Source organism: Allomuricauda sp. ANG21, assembly GCF_040705235.1.
Taxonomy (GTDB): Bacteria; Bacteroidota; Bacteroidia; order Flavobacteriales; family Flavobacteriaceae; genus Flagellimonas; species Flagellimonas marina.
Genome location: NZ_JBFCVT010000002.1, coordinates 908,535 through 928,550 on the forward strand (window position 1 = coordinate 908,535; position 20,016 = coordinate 928,550).

General features: G+C 40.0%; 14 protein-coding genes and 1 tRNA gene. 7 read left to right on the top strand and 8 right to left on the bottom strand.

Features of this window, described 5'->3' with window-relative positions:
- Nucleotides 1-24: 24 nt before the first annotated feature.
- On the top strand, nucleotides 25-3,735 hold the full coding sequence (locus AB1A65_RS06410) for a hypothetical protein (protein WP_366586884.1): 3,711 nt from the start codon (nucleotides 25-27) through the stop codon (nucleotides 3,733-3,735).
- A gap of 24 nt (nucleotides 3,736-3,759) precedes the next feature.
- Nucleotides 3,760-4,290 carry a hypothetical protein gene (locus tag AB1A65_RS06415; protein WP_366586886.1) on the top strand — a complete coding sequence of 177 codons (531 nt, stop codon included), beginning with the start codon at nucleotides 3,760-3,762 and terminating at the stop codon, nucleotides 4,288-4,290.
- 154 nt (nucleotides 4,291-4,444) lie between these two features.
- On the opposite strand, the gene AB1A65_RS06420 is transcribed toward AB1A65_RS06415, so the two are convergent.
- From AB1A65_RS06420 to AB1A65_RS06445, 6 genes are all read right to left on the bottom strand, one after another.
- On the bottom strand, nucleotides 4,445-5,209 hold the full coding sequence (locus tag AB1A65_RS06420; protein ID WP_366586889.1) for a metallophosphoesterase: 765 nt from the start codon (nucleotides 5,207-5,209) through the stop codon (nucleotides 4,445-4,447).
- A 235-nt stretch (nucleotides 5,210-5,444) separates the two neighbouring features.
- Nucleotides 5,445-5,518: transfer RNA gene (locus AB1A65_RS06425), tRNA-Asp, on the bottom strand.
- Between the two features lie 126 nt (nucleotides 5,519-5,644).
- Nucleotides 5,645-6,574: a DUF58 domain-containing protein gene (locus AB1A65_RS06430; protein ID WP_366586892.1), complete on the bottom strand. Its 930-nt coding sequence runs from the start codon at nucleotides 6,572-6,574 to the stop codon at nucleotides 5,645-5,647.
- A gap of 73 nt (nucleotides 6,575-6,647) precedes the next feature.
- A complete protein-coding gene (gene trxA, locus AB1A65_RS06435) occupies nucleotides 6,648-6,965 on the bottom strand; it encodes a thioredoxin (RefSeq protein ID WP_036382186.1) in 318 nt (105 codons plus the stop codon).
- A gap of 103 nt (nucleotides 6,966-7,068) precedes the next feature.
- Nucleotides 7,069-11,454, bottom strand: a complete 4,386-nt coding sequence (dnaE, locus tag AB1A65_RS06440) for a DNA polymerase III subunit alpha (protein WP_366586895.1) — start codon at nucleotides 11,452-11,454, stop codon at nucleotides 7,069-7,071.
- Nucleotides 11,455-11,593: 139 nt separating this feature from the next.
- Nucleotides 11,594-12,049 carry a PA2169 family four-helix-bundle protein gene (locus AB1A65_RS06445; protein WP_366586898.1) on the bottom strand — a complete coding sequence of 152 codons (456 nt, stop codon included), beginning with the start codon at nucleotides 12,047-12,049 and terminating at the stop codon, nucleotides 11,594-11,596.
- A gap of 264 nt (nucleotides 12,050-12,313) precedes the next feature.
- Between AB1A65_RS06445 and AB1A65_RS06450 the strand changes: the two genes are divergently transcribed.
- The 3 genes from AB1A65_RS06450 to AB1A65_RS06460 are packed head-to-tail and all read left to right on the top strand — an operon-like array spanning nucleotide 12,314 to nucleotide 14,879.
- Nucleotides 12,314-12,859: a 30S ribosomal protein S16 gene (locus AB1A65_RS06450; protein WP_366586901.1), complete on the top strand. Its 546-nt coding sequence runs from the start codon at nucleotides 12,314-12,316 to the stop codon at nucleotides 12,857-12,859.
- 11 nt (nucleotides 12,860-12,870) lie between these two features.
- Nucleotides 12,871-13,401 (top strand): ribosome maturation factor RimM, encoded by a 531-nt coding sequence (gene rimM, locus AB1A65_RS06455; RefSeq protein WP_366586904.1) that lies wholly within the window; start codon nucleotides 12,871-12,873, stop codon nucleotides 13,399-13,401.
- A 47-nt stretch (nucleotides 13,402-13,448) separates the two neighbouring features.
- Complete coding sequence (locus AB1A65_RS06460; RefSeq protein ID WP_366586907.1) at nucleotides 13,449-14,879, top strand: sulfatase; 1,431 nt, start codon at nucleotides 13,449-13,451, stop codon at nucleotides 14,877-14,879.
- Nucleotides 14,880-14,940: 61 nt separating this feature from the next.
- Here the strand turns inward: AB1A65_RS06460 and AB1A65_RS06465 are convergent, their stop codons facing one another.
- The gene (locus tag AB1A65_RS06465) at nucleotides 14,941-15,510 is read right to left on the bottom strand and encodes a hypothetical protein (RefSeq protein ID WP_366586910.1); all 570 of its coding nucleotides are present in this window, start codon (nucleotides 15,508-15,510) and stop codon (nucleotides 14,941-14,943) included.
- 214 nt (nucleotides 15,511-15,724) lie between these two features.
- Between AB1A65_RS06465 and AB1A65_RS06470 the strand changes: the two genes are divergently transcribed.
- The gene (locus AB1A65_RS06470; RefSeq protein ID WP_366586912.1) at nucleotides 15,725-16,384 is read left to right on the top strand and encodes a methyltransferase; all 660 of its coding nucleotides are present in this window, start codon (nucleotides 15,725-15,727) and stop codon (nucleotides 16,382-16,384) included.
- Nucleotides 16,385-16,440: 56 nt separating this feature from the next.
- Nucleotides 16,441-17,619 carry an acyl-CoA dehydrogenase family protein gene (locus AB1A65_RS06475; RefSeq protein ID WP_366586915.1) on the top strand — a complete coding sequence of 393 codons (1,179 nt, stop codon included), beginning with the start codon at nucleotides 16,441-16,443 and terminating at the stop codon, nucleotides 17,617-17,619.
- A gap of 1 nt (nucleotide 17,620) precedes the next feature.
- Here the strand turns inward: AB1A65_RS06475 and AB1A65_RS06480 are convergent, their stop codons facing one another.
- Entirely contained in the window at nucleotides 17,621-19,921 is a 2,301-nt protein-coding gene (locus AB1A65_RS06480) for an FdhF/YdeP family oxidoreductase (RefSeq protein ID WP_366586918.1), read from the bottom strand.
- Nucleotides 19,922-20,016: the final 95 nt, after the last annotated feature.

Sequence of the window (20,016 nt, forward strand, 5' to 3'; positions counted from 1 at the left end):
TGATTAAAAAAACTGTCGTTTATTATGGTAACCCAAATAGAACATAAACTAACTACAATCAATGGAGACGATTTTGCCGTTCTTTGTCGTCAATACTTAAATTTCAAATATTCTTTTGTTTACCCTACAGGTCTTGTTGTGGGAAAGGACAAATCCAGAAAAGGCACCCCTGACACATTTATCCCGGTCGGTGATTATTACCTTTTTGTAGAAATAACTACCAAAACTGGAGATATTCTTACCAAGCTCAAAAGTGACATCAGCCATTGTTTCTCTCAAAATGATGTGCCGAAGGAAAAAATCATTAAGGTTGTCTTGATGTTCAATGGAGTCCATGATACAGTTAAGCACGAGGAACTTAAAACATGTCTCTCAGCTTATTCTGAAGATTGTCGTTTGGAGGTTGTTGACATAAGGATTTTAGCAAACGAAATAAGCCAAAACTATCCTTCTCTTGCAAGAAAATTAGATATACCTATAGATACAGCCCAAATTCTAGAGGTATCTGAGTTTGTTGAAGATTATGAGAAGTCAAAATTTGCAACTCCTTTATCCAATGAGTTTTTTAATAGAGAAACAGAAATTGAAGAAGGATTAAATAACCTCAAAGAGAAAGACATTCTACTAATCTCCGGGTATGCAGGAACAGGTAAAACAAAACTATCGATAGAGCTGACAAAACTATTTTTAAGCGAGAACAAAAACTATGATTTAAAATATATAAGGGCTAACGGAAACCTAGACATTTGGCAGGATTTACAAATATTCCTTTTACCTGAAAAAGACTATTTATTGGTGCTGGACGATGCCAACAAGCTCAAGGATAATCTAATACAGATATTAAATTTTCAACGAAAAAGAGTAAACAAAGGACGGATAAAAATCATTTTGACGGTACGAAATTATGTTAAAGGGGAAGTTCAAAAATTCCTTGATGATTTTGTGCTTATTGAACTCAAGCCATTTGCAAGAGATGAGCTAGGAAAGATTTTACAGTCTGATGAATATAATATAAGTGATTACTATGCCGAAAGAATATTCAATATCTCAAAAGGCAATCCCCGACTTGCGATTATGGCTGTTATTGCTGGCCAAAGTGGTGAATTGGAAAAGCTAAATAATCCATCACAAATTCTGGAAACCTACTTTTCTTCGGTGAAAGAAAGTATTGATTCGTTTGAAAATAGAAGCCTTTTAGCTGTTGCAGGCCTATTGTCTTTTTTTAAAACCATTAATCTCGAAAACGAAACACAAGTCGGTGAAATTGAAAAGTATTTTTCAGTTTCGAAACTGACACTTGAGGAGAATCTTAGGATTTTATATAATCTTGAAATTGCTGATGAATTTGAGAGGATCTATAAGGTTGCTGACCAAATTTTAGGAGAATACATATTGTATTTAGTATTTCTTAAAGAACAAGAAATATCATTTTCCAAATTAATTGATGCATACATAGATAAACACGGAAGGTTCTCACTTGGGCATATCCTCAAGGAGCAAATAAATAATTTTAGTCTCGAATTGATTGGGGAACTTATTTCAAATGATATTAAAGAAGGTTGGCATAAAATCAAAACTAAAGAACTTGCTATTTCCTTTATTGATGATTTTTACTACTACATTCCCCATGAGTCTCTTAGTTATTTTGATAAAAAAACAAAAGAGATTAAAGGAGATAATCCAAACGATTACACTTTTAAAATCTTCAATGAAAGACACTCTGATACTATTGGAGACAAGACTATTGAAATCCTAATAAGATTTCAATATTTAGGAAAAGAACAGTTCCTTTTAGCTTTAAAAATTATCACTGAGTATGGTTTGAAATCTGAATTGAGATTTCACAAATTGTTAAAGTCTTTTACTGAAAGAATATCCATGGATAGATATAGCTACCAACAGGGATATTTTCAGCAAATATGTCTTTTTGACTTTTTGTACGAAAGAATTCAGGATGACCGTGATTTTTATTCAAAAATTATTCTCTTTATTGCTCCAACCTTTCTGCGAGATAATTATCAATCCAATCACAGCATTGGTAACCAAATACTTATTGGGAATTATAATGTTGTCTTAAGTGAGGAGCAAAGAGTATTCAGAGAAAAACTATGGAAGTTTATTTTTGAGAGTTACGAAAGAGCAGAACTGAAATTCCACTGTCAAAAATGCTTTCAAGAATATTCAACCAACCTAGAATATCATAATAGATCCTTACCTGTCATTGAATTTGACAAAGCTCTTCTTCTAGAGTTTTATGAACTGAAGCTAAACTTTAATGATTTTATTGATAATGCTATACTGGCAACTTATGTAGACAGGTTAAACTGGATTCAGGTTTGCAATGAACATAAACTATTGAAAAATCTGAAAAATCGAGCTTACAAGCTTTATCAAAAATTGACCGATACTAAAAGTGAAAGAAAAGAAAGGAGGTTAGGGCATGATGATTATGAGAAATACAAGGTAAATCAAATAGCTAGATATACCAAGGATTTTACAAGGTCAGATTACATGAAGATTGTGAATGACTTAAATGTAATTTATAAGAATAGGGAATTTCATAATGAAAGAGCATATATGCTTTCCCAATCAGTATCAAGACTGCTTAGAGTTGTTGGTAATCGAAACTTTGACTTGTTCTTGGAATTATTCAAAAAGATTGTTAGGTCTGATTATGCGAGTGAAATTCATATGGACTATTTCACAAGGCTTCGACTGAACAGGGAAAAGATTTTTCAGTTTAGAGCTCTACTATCGAAAAATATTTATATCGCATACTTGCCAAACTTACAGGCTTCTATTTCATCAAAATATCTTATTGAAGAGGATTTTGAATTTTTCAAGAAATACTTGAAGAATAAGAAAATTACATATTTCTGGTTTCTTGAAGAGCTACTTAAAAGATTATCACCTTTTATTGAAGATTCGTATAAGACTTATGGAGAGTTATTAGACATACTTTTGTTCAGAGCAAGACAAGGGCTAATTTTCGTTCCGAACACATTTTTTATCTATATATGTAACACACAACCTAGGTTGTTCTATGATAAATTGAGCGTAGTTAAAGATCTCTATCTAATTCTTGACGAAACCGAAAGGCATTTCGACTATTCACTTGAGGTTCTAAAAATCATATTGGAAAAAGACCCTGATTACGTAATAAGCCTAATGGATTTGCATTTCAAAGATTCAAGCTATTTATCAAAAAGTTCATTATTGGAAAATGATTTCAAAAAACTTTGGGAACTTGAAAACTATGAGGAGGTATTTACCAAAATACTGAACTATTCAAATCCATATCATAGGATTTCTGACAACCCAGATAACATAACCAATATTTTTATTGACAAAAGAGAGAGACATATAAATTTTCTTAGAGGCTATTTAAAGAAAACTACTGATAAACAAGGTGTTTACACTGTTTTTAATATAGTAGTATCTCTTTTTAATGAACACCGATTCGAGTTCTTGGACCTAATCTTAGATAAAGGCATCGATTTTAATACCTTTCAAAAACTTGATTTTGTTGTATTGAGTAGTACTTTTTCTGGCAGTAGAGTCCCGAGGCTCAAATATAAAATCTCAGAATACGAGAAGTACAAAGAATATCTCCAAAAGAAGAACAATACTGGGGCCCTGGATTTCATTAACGAGTTGGAAAGAAAAATATACTTGTGTAAAACATATATTGAAAGAGAGAGAAAAGACGAGTTCCTCAAAGATTGGGGAATCTAAACTAAATACCGTACAAGCAAAACTTTGATTACAGTAGAGGATAAATTATTGGTTACAAAAGAAATCAATGAAGTTACGATTGACTATGTCAAAAAAATAGTATTCCGTAAGTTATTGATGACATTTTGTTTTGAATTAAAGCAAAATACCAAAAGAATTACTAGCTTGATCCAAAGACTTAATTTTTATGGCATTGATGCTAAACCTATGGAACTTGAATTTGAGCTTTTGGAACAGTTGGAAAACTTTATTGATAATCTCAAAAAAGAAGAACGTACCGCTTTATACTTTTGGGTATTGAACCAAAGGTATTTACACTACTTAGATGAATTGGAATATGATGATGACACATACTCCGAAAGTGAATACGATAAAAAGTTTAGCAGGGAATTGGCCTATAAAATTTATGAACCTAATAATAGCAATTTGAGACAAGAAACTGTACAAGAACTAAATAACTTCTTATGTACTTTTGCCACAGAATTGGATTTATCATTAATAGATGGATACATGCTAAATCAAATTTTGGAAGAAATTGACAATTATTGTTTGTGATTACCTTCTAGCTAGTTTTTTTTAAGTTTAAATGCAAGAATAAATTTAATCAGTTAGAACACAAAAACAGTTTCGAAACACTATATAATTTAGCGCATATCATACGTATTTTATATGAATCATGTCTCTTGGTATGAAAGCGAATTTTACTTCATCATGCAATTTCAATAAAACTATTCCTTGAAAAATTATAGTGCTCATTCATGTGAACGTATCCCAATTGATTGCATACCATTGTAGTGTCTCCTAACATTGTGCCGTTGCCAATATTTCTATGGATATGGCCATATATCCAATAATCAATATCGGATTTAGTTATAAAATCAGTTGTATCCACAACAAAAGCATTGTTAATGGGGCTACCTTCAAATTCAGGGGAATTGCATAATGGTGTGGGCAGATGGTGAGTTACAACTACAGTTTTGTCATTCTGAGGTTTTAGATTTTCCCTAATGAAAGTGTAGGCTTCGTTATGAAGCTTGTTAAAATCATCAACTGTAAGCCGTCTCTGATTAATCATGATTTTATAAAAATCATTGACTCCACTGGATACAAATTTTTCATTTTCAGGATATATGTGGCTCCAAAATGTAGAAAAAAGAAAACTAATGTCTTCTATTATCTCAACATGATTGTTCAATAAGAAGACATTCCTTTGAATTTCCCATTTAAAAGGCTTTTGATGTAAAGACAAATCATAGCCACCATAATATTCATGATTGCCGGATATTACAAACGTACGTTTATAGTTGTCAGATGCCCATTTGAAAAAATCAAGTTTCGCATATTCAGGCCCTAGGTAATGGGTATCTCCGGCAATAATTAGAGTTTCAGCGGTTGGCATCAAAGGGTATTCGGCCAACCAACTTTTATTATGCGGGAACTCTAAATGCAAATCTGAGCAGTATTGTATTCTCAATTCACGAGATTTTATGAGGTAGTAAAGTAAGAAGATATATTCGTTTTATACAGTTTTACATAACCTTCTTTTTGTGAAATAGGTTTGTGTAAAATGTCGCAAAGAAGTAAAAAAGCATTAAAAATGCGGCACGAATGCGGCACGCTATAAGAAATATGATTTTTCAATTAATTTATAACCTATTAAAAATCAATGGTATATAAACAAAAAAGCTCCGGTTTTTCGGAGCTTTTTGCGGTCTGGACGGGACTCGAACCCGCGACCCCCTGCGTGACAGGCAGGTATTCTAACCAACTGAACTACCAGACCAATGATTTTATCTTTACCAGACTCTGGCAACAGCCAGATTCAAATCTTGTTCATTTGCTTTTTTAAAGCGAGTGCAAATATACATTCTCATTTCGGATTCGGCAAAACATTTTTTAAAATAAATAGCTAAACAAATTTCTGCCGCTCAATCATAAATGTATTCAGCACTTGTGAGAAATTTTGCCGCACGTCTACACCTACATATTTAATTCGGTATTGGGCACATTTTAGCTGTAGACTTTCTTGATATTCGCGAACTTTTTTGGAGTAGGCCTTTTTTATATTGTCCGCATATAAATCAATATGTTCGCCAGTCTCTACATCCACATAACGCTTAGGAGTGTTTTCAAACTCAAAGCCAAGCTCATGTTTCTCATCCAGCAGATGAAAAAGAACCACTACATGTTTGTTGTATTTTAAATGACGTAGGGCATCAAAAAGTTTTGTTTCTTCTGTTTCAGTTTGGAACATGTCCGAAAACAGAAAAATCAAACTCCGACGATGAATTTTTTCGGCAATTTGATGTAAAAAGGTATACGTCTTTGTGGTCTGTGATGTGCTTTTGGTTTCCGAGACCTCATTAAGTTTGGAGTACAACATCTGAAAATGACGCTCGCTATTCTTTTCACTTGAATAAAAATTGTATGTATCCGAATAAATGCTCAATCCAACCGCATCCCGTTGCTTTTTTAGAATTTGCATGAGCGCGGCAATGGACAAAACGCCAAATCCAATTTTGTTGAGGTTGTCAATGGAAAGATTACTCACCTCGGGGTAGTACATGGAAGCCGAGTTGTCCAAAATCATGTGGCAACGTAAGTTGGTCTCGTCTTCATAACGTTTTGTGTACAATCGGTCCGTTTTAGCATACAGTTTCCAATCGATGTGTTTGGTACTTTCCCCGGGATTGTAAATTTTATGCTCTGCAAATTCAGCGGAAAACCCATGGAACGGACTTTTATGGATACCACTAATGAAACCTTCCACAATCTGATTGGCCAATAGCTCCAGATTCTGGAAAAGTTGCGCTTTATGAAGTTCTGACCGAATATCCATTCAAGGCTTCAAGATAAAACAAAAAAGGTTTGGCGATTGCCAAACCTTTTTTAAAATCGGTATTCAAACGATGTTATAGAGCAGCCTCTATTGCATCGGTATAAACTTTCTTGGGAGATACACCTACTTGACGGTTTACAATCTCGCCATTTTTAAAGACCAATACGGTAGGAATGTTACGTACACCATATTTAGCGGCAAACTGCTGATTTGCATCAACATCTACTTTTCCTACCACGGCTTTTCCTTCGTATTCTTGGCTTACTTCCTCAATGATCGGACCAACCATTCTACAGGGTCCGCACCATGCGGCCCAAAAATCTACTACGACGGGCTTGTCGCTTTTTAAAACTACTTCGTCAAAAGTTGCATCTGTTATTTCTAGTGCCATCTTATTTATTTTAATATTCGCAAAGTTAGTCAAATATTGCCCATGTACCTTACGCACAGGACATTCGTTTTAGTTATTGCGCTATTAATTTTAATTATATGGGTTAATTTAGCTTGTAATGGATTTCATTTGCTTCCAAAGCCGACAATAATTCACTACTGATTTTCACCTTCTGTTTTCGGCTGGATAGCTTGAGCTTTATCTCATCCTCCATCTCATACACCACAAAATTGAGCGGATGCTCTCCTTTGTATGAGCGTAATGTATCTTTTAAAGTCTGAATACGTTGCTCTTGCAAACGGGCCACATCCAATTTTATGGTAAGCTTGCGGGCGTAGGCATCCATCACATCTTGAAGCTGCTTAAAATCGTTGAACTGTAATCGGGGTTCTCCTTTTTTTCCGGTTTCTCGATTGACCCAACCCTCGCGCACAAAAGCTTTGACATACACAAAGGAATTGATCATCAAGAAATGTCGGAATTTGAGGTATTCCTCTCCAAAAATTCGGAATTCGTGCGAATCGGTGTAATCTTCCAAGGTAAAGAGCCCCCATCCTTTTCCATTTTTGGAAATGCGATGCTGCACATCGGTAATGACGCCTGCAACTGAAAGCTCCCGGTTCACGTAGGGTTCCAAATCTGTAAAGGCCGAAACACTGGTATTGCAGAACGCAGTGATCTCTTTTTTGAAATCATCCAAAGGATGCCCTGAAATATAAATCCCCACGACTTCTTTTTCACGGCGGAGTTTCTCCATGGTGCCCCAATCCTCGCAAGGTGGAACAATAGGCTCTGGAATCTGCACTTCACTGGCATCTCCAAAGAGACTTACTTGGGATGAATTTTCATTTTCCTGAAACTTCGCTCCGTATTTAATGGCCTTTTCCAAAAAGGTGATATCATCTCCATCATGATGAAAATATTGGGCACGATGCGTATCGGTAAACGAATCGAATCCCCCGGCCAAGGCGAGGTTCTCAAATGCTTTTTTGTTGGCAGCGCGTAAATCCACCCGTTTGGCCAAATCAAAAACGGATTTGTACGGACCGTCCTTCTTTCGGTTTTCCACAATGGTCTCCACCGCAGACCGACCAACCCCTTTAATCGCTCCCATGCCAAAGCGCACCGCATTGTCCTTGTTCACCGCAAATTTGTAGTACGATTCATTGACGTCTGGACCAAGTACTTCCAAGCCCATGCGCTTACATTCCTCCATAAAAAACGTCACCTGTTTAATGTCGTTCATATTGTTGGAGAGCACAGCCGCCATATATTCGGCAGGGTAGTGGGCCTTTAAATAGGCGGTCTGGTAAGCTATATAGGCGTAACAAGTGGAGTGACTTTTGTTGAAGGCATAGGATGCAAAAGCTTCCCAGTCCTTCCAGATTTTCTCTAGCACATCTCTGGGATGTCCATTCTTTTCACCACCATCCAAGAACTGAGGTTTCAATTTTTGAAGGAGGGCAAAAATCTTTTTCCCCATCGCTTTTCGAAGCACATCCGCATCACCTTTGGAGAATCCGGCCAATTTTTGGGAAAGCAACATTACCTGCTCTTGGTAGACCGTAATCCCATAGGTTTCCTGAAGGTATTCCTCCATATCCGGTAGGTCATAGGTGATTTCCTCCTCGCCGTGTTTCCGTGCTATAAAGCTGGGGATGTATTCCATCGGTCCTGGACGGTACAGCGCATTCATTGCGATGAGGTCATCAAAAACCGTAGGTTTCAGGTTCTTCATGTGCTTTTGCATCCCGGGTGATTCGTACTGGAATATCCCAACCGTATCTCCACGTTGGAAAAGCTCATAGGTTTTTTCATCATCCAATGGAAAATCATCGGGCACCAATTCTATTCCGGTTCGGGCCTTGACAATTTTCACGGTATCCTTGATGAGGGTCAGGGTCTTTAATCCTAAGAAATCCATCTTTAGGAGCCCGGCACTTTCCACCACGGAATTGTCAAACTGGGTCACATATAGATCAGAATCTTTAGCGACCGATACGGGGACAAAGTTGGTGATATCATCTGGAGTGATGATGACACCACAAGCGTGGATCCCCGTATTTCGTAAAGAGCCTTCCAAAACCCGGGCCATTTTTACGGTCTGCCCTTCGAGGTCATCTCCTTTGGAGATGTTCAGCAGTTCATTGACTTTTTCCAATTCGTCGGAACGGAATTTTTTTCGTAAATCAGCTTCATCGACCCCAAAAATCTTGTTCAATTTGGACATGTTGGGGATGAGCTTGGCTATACGGTCGGCATCACCCAACGGCAAATCCAGTACCCTAGCCGTATCTCGGATAGAGGATTTGGCCGCCATGGTACCGTAGGTGATAATTTGCGCCACCTGATTGGCACCATATTTATTGATTACGTAATCCATAACCCTACTTCTACCTTCGTCATCAAAGTCAATATCAATATCGGGCATGGATACCCTATCCGGATTCAAGAAACGCTCAAAAAGGAGATCGTATTTCAGCGGGTCAATGTTGGTAATGCCCAAACAGTAGGCCACCACAGAACCAGCCGCCGAACCCCGACCGGGACCAACTGAAACGTCCATGTTTCGGGCTTCACGGATAAAATCCTCAACAATCAAAAAATACCCAGGGTAGCCCGAGTTTTTGATGGTCTCCAACTCAAAATCTATTCGTTCGCTAATCTCAGGGGTGATTTCGCCGTAACGTTTTTTGGCCCCTTCGTAAGTAATGTGTCGCAAATAGGCATTTTCGCCTCGCTTACCACCATCTTCGTCATCTTCCTTGACCTTGAATTCATCGGGAATGGTAAACTTGGGCAGGAGAATATCACTGGCGAGATCATACGGCTCAATTTTGTCGATGATTTCCTTGATGTTGAGAATGGCTTCGGGAACATCTTTAAAGAGCTCCTTCATCTCATCCGCAGACTTGAAGTAGTATTCTTGGTTGGGTAATCCATATCGGTACCCCCGACCTCGACCTATAGGCGTGGCTTGCTTCTCCCCATCTTTTACACAGAGCAGAATGTCGTGGGCCTCAGCATCTTTTTTATCACAATAATAGGTGTTATTGGTGGCGACCAGCTTAACATCATGGTCCTTGGCCATTTGTAGCAACACCTGATTTACCCGGTCTTCATCCTCTTGGCCATGGCGCATCATTTCTATGTAAAGGTCATCCCCAAATTGCTCTTTCCACCACAAAAGTGCTTCTTCGGCCTGTTTTTCACCAACATTTAAAATTTTACCAGGTACTTCACCATACAGGTTTCCAGTTAAGGCGATGACATCTTCTTTGTATTGCTCCACCACTTTTTTATCGATACGGGGGACGTAGTAGAACCCATTGGTATAGGCAATGGATGACATTTTGGCCAAGTTGCGGTACCCGTTTTTGTTTTTGGCCAACAATACAATTTGATGGCCGTAGTCTTTTACATTTTTATTGGTATGATCCTCACAGACGAAAAATTCACAGCCAACGATGGGGATAATTTCTTTTTCGGTGGGTTGCTCTCCTTTTTCTTCTAGCTCGGCATTTTTTTCCTTGACCGATTTATTGTGGTTCATGACCTCTTTCACAAAGTGAAAGGCACCCATCATATTGGCGTGGTCTGTCAAAGCTACGGCTGGCATGCCATTTTGGGCGGTGGCCTTTACCAAATCCTTGATGTTGATGGTAGACTGGAGCACCGAAAATTGGGAATGGTTGTGCAAGTGCGCAAAAGGAGCATCCTCTAGCGTCTCAATATTTTCTTGAATCTCTTTTTCTGAGATTTCTTCCGTGTCTTGGGCCCAAAGCGCATCGGCAATCTTCTTGGAAGCTTCTTTTAGATTGATATGCTTTAATCCAATAAGCTGGATTTCTTGCGGATTGGCTTCGGTAAAGCGCTCAAAATAATCCGGTTGCACATCCAGTTGCTCTTTGGTAAATTGTTTTTTACGAACCAGTTCCAAAAAACAACGGGTGGTAGCCTCAACGTCTGCAGTTGCGTTGTGCGCTTCGGCAAAGGTTTCGCCAAATAAGAATTCGTGCAGTTCAGTTAGCGTGGGCAGTTTAAATTTACCGCCACGCCCTCCGGGAATTTTACAAAGTTCTGCCGTATGCTCTGTACAGGTGTCAAGTACGGGAAGTTCCTCCAAAGAATTTTCAATGCCTTTTCGATGGAATTCACAACCCATGATGTTGACATCGAAGCCTACATTTTGACCGACCACAAACTTGGTGCGTTCCAACGCACTTTTAAACGCATACAAGACATTTTCCAGGGATTCTCCTTCTTGTTCTGCCAAAGCTGTGGAAATACCGTGGATTTGTTCAGCTTCGTAGGGTACGTTGAATCCTTCGGGGCGTACCAAAAAATCTTTTTGTTCCACCAAATTACCGAGCTCATCATGCAATTGCCAAGCTATCTGAACACATCTTGGCCAGTTGTCCGTATCGGTAATGGGAGCATCCCATCGCTTGGGAAGTCCAGTGGTTTCCGTATCAAAGATTAAGTACATAGATTCAATTGTAGGTCAAAAAATGCAATGGATAAAAATACGGAAGAAGCCCGTGTTGGAAAAATGGAGTTGTAAAGACTTATCAACTAAAAAAGTCGGGAACTTCCCGACTTTTCTTGTTTTGTTTAGAACCTTCTTTTTAGGATATTGCGGCTTCAAAAATGTTGGCGGTCTCCAAGGTTTTCCTAATTGAGTTTCTGTGACGCATTAACATACTCTCAGTAGAAGGTGGCAGTACAAAATCCTTGTCCTGTAAAATATCGTTGTAAGTGGCAATGGCTTCTTTCTCACCTCTGTGCACTTCCTCTAGCATCACTTCTTCGGTATTGGAAGAAAATAATGCTTTAAAGTCAATCCAAGAGCGGTGTAAGGTTCCTTTGGCACTTCCCCCTTTATCGGGTGCTTGTCCAAAAGAAATGATTTCCGCCTTCAGTTCTTTTCCGAAATTATAGCGCTGATCTGCACTTTTTTCAAAAAATTCTTTTATGGTTTTATTATCTACCTTCTCTGCGGCTTTTTTAAAGCCTTTTTCAGCATCATAGGTTCTTTCCAGTAGTTCGTTTAATTTGTTCGACATTTCTACGGTATACTTCATAATTTCATCTTCATTTTAGGTTATTGGCTGTCGACTTTCGACAACGTCTATATATAAGATACAGGTAATCGACGCAATTCCAAGTGTTTATGAGGGTTTAGTATGAGTTTAACGGGATTAGCGACTTTTGTTAAATTGGTTTAACTTTTTTAGGCAGAAATAGCTGTGCAATAAACAAATAAATGTATATTTGCACCCGCTAAAAACAAAAAGCGAAATAAAGAATTAATAACCAGGGTCGGGCACCCTACAAATTAATGTGATATGCCAGTTAGAATTAGACTTCAAAGACACGGTAAAAAAGGTAAGCCATTTTATTGGGTGGTTGCCGCAGATTCCAGAGCAAAAAGAGACGGTAAATTTTTGGAGAAATTGGGAATTTACAATCCCAACACAAACCCTGCAACCATTGAATTGGATGTGGACAGTTCCGTTAGATGGATGCAAAATGGTGCGCAACCTACAGATACAGCAAGAGCCATTCTTTCCTACAAGGGAGTTTTGTTGAAACACCATCTAATGGGTGGAGTTGCTAAAGGCGCTCTTACCGTAGAGCAAGTTGAAGAGAAATTTAAAGCTTGGTTGGAAGAGAAAGAAGCTGCTATTCAGGCCAAAAAAGATGGTTTGAACAAAGCAGATGCAGAAGCCAGAGCCAAAGCGTTGGAAGCTGAGAAAGAAGCCAACGAAAAAAGAATCGCCGCCGCCGCTCCTGTTGAGGAAGAAGTAGCTGAAGAAGCTCCTGCAGAGGAAACCACTGCTGAAGCTGAAGAGGCTCCTGCCGCTGAAGAAGCTTCAAAAGAAGAAGAGTAAGAGTACAGGCAATGCGCAAGGAAGATTGCTTCTACCTGGGCAAAGTCGTATCAAAATACAGTTTTAAGGGTGAGGTGTTGGTGAAATTGGACACCGACGAACCCGAAATCTACGAAAACATGGAATCAGTTTTTGTTTCATTGGGAAACAATCTGGTTCCATTTTTTATTGACCGCTGCCGACTCCATAAATCAGCTTTGCTGCGTATAGATTTTGAGGAGGTGAAGGATGAAGCCTCCGCGGATAAAATCATCGGTTCCGAATTGTACCTACCCCTGTCCCAATTACCAAAATTGAGTGGGGACAAATTTTACTTTCACGAAGTAATTGGGTTTACCATCATGGATGAGGTGCATGGGGATATTGGAATCATACAATCCGTCAACGATAGTGCCTCGCAAGACCTTTTTGAGGTTAAAAAAGATGGAAAAGAACTTTTAATTCCAGTTAGCGACGATATCATCACAAAGGTGGACCGTAAAAACAAGACCATCCATGTAAAAACCCCCGAAGGCTTGGTGGACCTCTACCTTAATTCCTAGCATAGTATTTTAAAACCTATATTTAGGGAAAATATTTAGGTTGTCCTATGCGCATCTCTCTCTTTTTTCTATTAACTATTAGCTTGATTTCTTGCGATGAAAAGAAATCCGAACCCGTTAATCCCGACCGACCGCCAAACATTGTGCTCATTTTTACGGATGATCAAGGGTATCAAGATGTGGGCGTATTTGGTTCGCCCAATATTAAAACTCCCCACCTGGACCAAATGGCAGCCGATGGTCTAAGATTGACCAGTTACTATGCGGCCCAAGCGGTATGTTCGGCTTCAAGAGCTGGAATTTTAACAGGATGCTATCCCAACCGCATTGGTATTCATAATGCTTTGGGGCCAGATAATACCCATGGCATCAATGCTTCGGAGACTACCATGGCCGAAATGTTGAAAGAAAAAGGATATGCAACCGCCATTTATGGGAAATGGCATTTGGGACATCACGATAAATTTTTGCCGACACGGCATGGGTTTGACGAATGGTTTGGTATTCCGTATTCCAATGACATGTGGCCCAACCATCCCCAACAAGGGACCATTTTTAATTTTCCAGATTTACCGCTGTATGAAAATGAAACGGTCATCGATACCTTGACCGAACAATCCCAATTGACCACCCAAATTACGGAACGCAGTGTGGATTTCATCCAAAGAAACAAGGATAATCCTTTCTTTTTGTACGTGCCCCACCCGCAACCCCATGTCCCCTTGTTTGTGTCCGATAAATTCAAAGGAAAATCGGAACGGGGATTGTACGGCGATGTTATTATGGAGATTGATTGGTCTGTCGGGCAAATCATGCAAGCGCTAAAAGATAATGGACTGGAAGAAAACACCATGGTTATTTTTACTTCGGATAATGGTCCATGGTTATCATATGGAAATCATGCCGGAAGTGCCCTGCCCCTTCGGGAAGGAAAAGGTACCGCATGGGAAGGGGGGCAGCGTGAGCCCTGTATCATCAAATACCCTAAAAAACTCAGGGCAGGAGGTGTTATTGATGTGCCGATGATGGCTATCGATATGTTGCCCACTATTGCAGAGGTTACGGAATCGAAGTTGCCAGAGACCACCATCGATGGGAAAAGCGTATGGAGCATTCTCACGGGTGAGCGTACCACCCCTGTCCAAGACGCTTACTTTTTTTATTATCGGGTAAACGAACTCTTTGGGGTCCGCTTCGGAAAATGGAAGTTGTATTTTCCACATACCTACCGAACTATGGATGGTCAAGAACCGGGTAAAGATGGGCAACCAGGTCAGTATAAAATGGTGGATTTGGAGGAAATTGAATTGTATGACCTGGTGAATGACATGAGCGAGACAAAAAATGTTGCTGAGGAAAATCCTGATGTAGTGGCCCAAATAAAAGTATTTGCTAATACCATGAGGCAACGTTTGGGCGATTCACTTTTGGGCATTGAGGGTACGGAAACGAGAGAACCGGGGAGATGGGAAGAATGATTTGATTGCGAAAAAAAAGGAAGCCTATAGGGCCTCCTTTTTCAAAGGAACACTAAAAAAATTATTTTTTCCACTTGCCACCTCCCAAATAAAAGCCAAGGGAGATACCAAAATAGGAGTTTTTAACTTCAGCACTCTCTATTTCAGTTTTGCCGATAAGATTATAATTGGCAACTACACGAAACTTTCCCCATTCGAAACCGGCTCGAATCATCCCGCCAAATTTTCCATCTACTTCTGCTTCTGCATCATCGCTAAATTCTTCAAAACTGAGATTGGCTAAACTACTATACCCTATACCAGCTCCCATAAATGGTGCAAAAGAGGAACTTCCACTAGTGAAGTAGTAATCAAAAGTGCCTAAAAAGGATGTACTTGCGGCCAAATCTGCTTCTAAGGAAACTCCAGAATCTGTCACATTTTTGGCCATTGCGGCAGATTCAAAACGCAAACCGATGTTCATGTTATCGGTAATATTGTATTTGGGTTCAATGGCCAATAGAATTCCTCCACCGCCATCAGGCATCACATACCCAAAGTCAAGTCCTACACGAAATTTGTTTTGTTCTTGGGCATGCGTCCACTGCGCTAAAGATGCCATAACCATAAATACATAAATAAGTTTTTTCATTCTAAAAAATGTTTAATTGGTAATTTGATTACATAAGCGCTGAAAGTAGCCAGTATACAGGTCTCAAAGTGACCTTATCTGATAAATGGGCAGTTTGAATTGATGTATGCCCTAATTGAATTGGTGAGGTTAGAGGTACACCATATATAATTACATTTGGACCATGAAGCCATTTTTTTTTAAACAGTTCACGATTCGCCAAGATCAGTGTGCCATGAAAGTAGGCACGGATGGAGTTTTGTTGGGAGCATGGGTATCCCTCGAAAGCCAACCCAATGCCATTTTAGATATTGGTGCGGGAACTGGATTGATTGCACTGCAATTGGCCCAAAGGTCGAATGCTGAACTTATTGATGCCATTGAACTGGACGAATCTGCGTACGAGCAATGTGTGGTCAACTTTGAGGCTTCGCCTTGGGCAGACCGACTGTTCTGTTACCATGCTGGTTTTGATGAGTTTGTTGATGAAATGGATGAAAAATATGATTTGATTGTTTCCAATCCGCCATTTTATGCCGAAGCCGTTTCCAGTGGGGATGTTTCTCGTGATCAAGCAAGACAAAATAGTTCCCTGCCTTTTGAGGAGTTAGTGGAAGGGGCGTCAAAACTTCTGAATGAAAACGGGACTTTCGCTGTGATTATTCCAAATAAAGAGGAATTCAATTTCATCCGGCTTGCTGCCAAAACCGGATTGTATCCCAATCGAATTACTAGGGTGAAGGGCAATCCAACCTCGGAAATAAAACGAAGTTTGTTGGAATTTAAGTTTTCCAAAGTTGAACCAATCATTAAAGCAATGGTCATCGAGAAAGAGCGGCATCAATTTACCCAGGATTATATTGAACTGACCCAAGATTTTTATTTAAAAATGTAACAATACCAAGATGTAATGTTATATTTCGTCATTATATTTACTCAAAATTTTTCTGCATGAAGCCCGATTTGTTTGAAGCCCCAGACTATTATAATCTTGATGATTTATTATCCGATGAGCATAAGCTGGTCCGTGATGCGGCCCGTCAGTGGGTAAAGCGTGATATTTCACCCATCATTGAGGAATATGCACAAAAAGCAGAATTTCCTAAGCAAATCATTGGTGGATTGGCAGAAATTGGAGCGTTTGGTCCTTATATTCCAGAGGAATATGGAGGTGCCGGCTTGGACCAAATCAGCTACGGACTGATCATGCAGGAAATCGAGCGCGGGGACAGTGGTGTGCGTTCTACGGCATCGGTGCAATCTTCATTGGTGATGTACCCCATTTTTGCCTATGGTACCGAAGAGCAACGAAAAAAATATCTGCCTAAGTTGGCCACAGGGGAGTGGATGGGCTGTTTTGGATTAACGGAGCCCAATCACGGTTCCAATCCAGGGGGCATGGAAACCAAGTTTAGGGATGCAGGCGATCATTATATTCTAAATGGAGCCAAACTCTGGATTTCCAACTCACCATTTGCCGATGTAGCTGTGGTTTGGGCCAAAAATGAAGAAGGTAGAATTCATGGTTTGATAGTGGAGCGTGGCATGGAAGGATTTTCTACCCCAGAGACACACAACAAATGGTCATTGCGAGCTTCGGCTACAGGAGAGTTGATTTTTGACAATGTAAAAGTGCCCAAAGAAAATTTATTGCCCAATAAAAGTGGATTGGGTGCGCCACTGGGTTGTTTGGATTCGGCCCGTTACGGCATTGCATGGGGAGCTATTGGCGCTGCCATGGATTGTTATGATACTGCGCTACGCTACGCGAAGGAGCGTATTCAGTTTGGAAAACCCATCGCTGCTTACCAGCTTCAACAAAAGAAATTGGCCGAAATGATTACTGAAATAACCAAGGCGCAATTGTTGGCTTTCCGTTTAGGGCAGTTAAAAAATGAAGGAAAAGCCACCACGGCCCAAATCTCAATGGCCAAAAGGAACAATGTTGATATGGCCCTAAAAATTGCTCGTGAAGCGCGCCAAGTGTTGGGTGGAATGGGCATTACTGGCGAGTACAGCATTATGCGCCACATGATGAATCTGGAAAGTGTGATTACCTACGAAGGCACCCATGATATCCACTTGCTGATCACAGGGGCGGATATTACTGGGATTCCAGCTTTTAAATAGTTTAAGAAACTTTTTCTACCGTCACTTTTATGGATTTGCTGATGGGGGTCTGACTCTTATCTGCAAAATGATTGTGAGGGACCAGTAGATTGGTTTCCGGAAAATAGGCCGCCATATTCCCTTTGGGAATGTCATAGGGAATCACCAAAAATTGTTCTGCCGTGCGTTGGATGCCATCGTACTCACTGTGTAGATTCACAACATCCTTTTTATTCAAACTATGTTGTTCCATGTCTTCCTTGTTCATAAATACCACTCGGCGTTCATTATGGATTCCGCGATAACGGTCATTTAATCCATAAATAGTGGTGTTGAACTGGTCGTGGGAACGAATCGTCATCAGCAGCAGCTCATCTGGTTTCAAGTTATGGTCGGGTAGGGAATTAAGCGTCAATTGTGCCCTGCCATTGGGAAGCATTCTAAAATCCCGCTCTCGCACGTTGTTGGGCAAATAATAGCCAAATCCTTTGGAACGTTCGCTGGTCTTATCAAACCCTTTCACGGTTTTGTCAATATAACTCCGGATGAGGTTGTAATCTTGGCCCAAAGCATACCAATTCATGGAATGATTGCCCCTAAAATACGTGTGGGCCAGCATGGCGATGATTTCCGGTTCACTTTTAATGTGTTCGGATGCAGGCTGTAACAAGCCTTTGCTTTGACGCACTTTTCCCGTGCTGCTTTCCATCGTTAAAAATTGGAGTTCCCCATTTTTTTCATCTTTTTCAGAACGACCAAAGGTGGGGAGCAGCAATGCTGTTTTTCCGGTCACTAAATGACTTCGATTCAATTTGGTACTGATTTGGACCGTGAGGTTACAATTTTGAATGGCCTCTGCGGTATATTGTGTGTCCGAAGCGGCCATCAAAAAATTTCCGCCCAAGCAAACAAAAACCTTTGCTTTTTTCTCGTGCATCGCCTCAATGGCTTCCACGGTATCATAACCGGGTTCCGTAGGTGGGTCAAAGTTGAGGTGCTTTTGAATTTTATGGTTAAGACCCTTGTTCACAAAATGCATGATGCCCACGGAGCGATCTCCCTGCACATTGCTGTGGCCTCTAACGGGGCAAGTGCCCGCAAAAGGTTTTCCAATGGCGCCCTTCAGCAAGAGAATGTTCACATATTCCTGAATGCATTCCACTGCATTTTTATGTTGGGTGAGCCCCATGGCCCAGCAAATCACAATGTTGGAGTTTTCAGCCAATAACTGAACAGCCTTGTCAATTTTCCGCATGGAAACCCCAGTTCGTCGTTGTAACGTTTCTATGTTGTATCGTTCCAAATCCTTTAATAGTTCATCATAACCATCAACATATTCCACAATAAATTCATGATCAAGGACATTGGAATTTTTGGCATCTAGTGCGACCAGTTTTTTTAAGATGAGTTTAGTCAATGCAATATCCTCATTAATCCGAACGGGAAGATGTAGGTCAGCAATGGCCCGGCCACTGCCCAGCATATCAGATACATTTTGCGGGTTTTTAAAACGAACCATGCCGGTTTCGGCCAAAGGGTTGATGCTGATGATTTTTCCACCGTTCTTTTTGCATTTTTCCAGAGCTGAAAGCATTCTTGGGTGGTTGGTCCCAGGGTTTTGTCCTACCACCAAAATAACTTCAGCCCCGTACAAATCATCTAGTTTTACCGAACCCTTGCCTATGCCCAAAGTCTTGGAAAGGGCCACTCCAGATGATTCATGGCACATATTGGAGCAATCGGGCATATTGTTGGTGCCAAAAGCCCGGGCAAACATGCCGTAGAGAAAAGCAGCTTCGTTGCTGGACCGGCCCGAGGTATAAAAGATGGCCTCGTTGGGGTCTTTGAGTTGATGCAGTTCATCTGAAATTAAATCATAAGCATCTTGCCAAGCAATGGGTTCATAATGTATCTTTTCTGGTCTAAGGACCATAGGTTCTATGACCCGGCCCAGTTTGTTCAATTCGTAATCACTGAGCAGGGACAATTCTTCCACGGAATGCTTACTGAAAAAATCTGCACCAATATGTTGTGTGGTAGCCTCATCGGCCAAGGCTTTGGCCCCATTTTCACAATATTCTGCAATTTTGGATGGATGCTCGGGAACCGGCCACGCACAACTAGGACATCGAAAACCATCTTCTTGGTTCATTTCCAACAAACTTTTCATGGAACGCACTATCCCCATTTCCTTAAAACTATGCCGAAGGGCTTCTTTTACCCCCAAAAGGCCAGCAGCGGCCTGCATAGGTTCTTTTAAACGAATTCCAGTGAATTTAAGGTCTCCGGTGAGTGAAATGTTTCGTGCTGTATCTTTTTTCATAATAGGCTAATAGAGCAATTTAGGTTCCATTAAAATGCAAGTGAATTACCTTTGATTATATTTTTGTTGCAACATATTTCCTATGTAATTTAGGA

What these genes read in the sequence shown, in the direction of transcription:
- AB1A65_RS06410 (WP_366586884.1), top strand. Translation starts at nt 25, where the DNA reads ATGGTAACCCAAATAGAACATAAACTAACTACAATCAATGGAGACGAT.
- AB1A65_RS06430 (WP_366586892.1), bottom strand. Translation starts at nt 6,574, where the DNA reads ATGGATATTCGGTCAGAACTTCATAAAGCGCAACTTTTCCAGAATCTG.
- trxA (WP_036382186.1), bottom strand. Translation starts at nt 6,965, where the DNA reads ATGGCACTAGAAATAACAGATGCAACTTTTGACGAAGTAGTTTTAAAA.
- dnaE (WP_366586895.1), bottom strand. Translation starts at nt 11,454, where the DNA reads ATGTACTTAATCTTTGATACGGAAACCACTGGACTTCCCAAGCGATGG.
- AB1A65_RS06445 (WP_366586898.1), bottom strand. Translation starts at nt 12,049, where the DNA reads ATGAAGTATACCGTAGAAATGTCGAACAAATTAAACGAACTACTGGAA.
- AB1A65_RS06450 (WP_366586901.1), top strand. Translation starts at nt 12,314, where the DNA reads ATGCCAGTTAGAATTAGACTTCAAAGACACGGTAAAAAAGGTAAGCCA.
- rimM (WP_366586904.1), top strand. Translation starts at nt 12,871, where the DNA reads ATGCGCAAGGAAGATTGCTTCTACCTGGGCAAAGTCGTATCAAAATAC.
- AB1A65_RS06460 (WP_366586907.1), top strand. Translation starts at nt 13,449, where the DNA reads ATGCGCATCTCTCTCTTTTTTCTATTAACTATTAGCTTGATTTCTTGC.
- AB1A65_RS06465 (WP_366586910.1), bottom strand. Translation starts at nt 15,510, where the DNA reads ATGAAAAAACTTATTTATGTATTTATGGTTATGGCATCTTTAGCGCAG.
- AB1A65_RS06470 (WP_366586912.1), top strand. Translation starts at nt 15,725, where the DNA reads ATGAAAGTAGGCACGGATGGAGTTTTGTTGGGAGCATGGGTATCCCTC.
- AB1A65_RS06475 (WP_366586915.1), top strand. Translation starts at nt 16,441, where the DNA reads ATGAAGCCCGATTTGTTTGAAGCCCCAGACTATTATAATCTTGATGAT.
- AB1A65_RS06480 (WP_366586918.1), bottom strand. Translation starts at nt 19,921, where the DNA reads ATGAAAAAAGATACAGCACGAAACATTTCACTCACCGGAGACCTTAAA.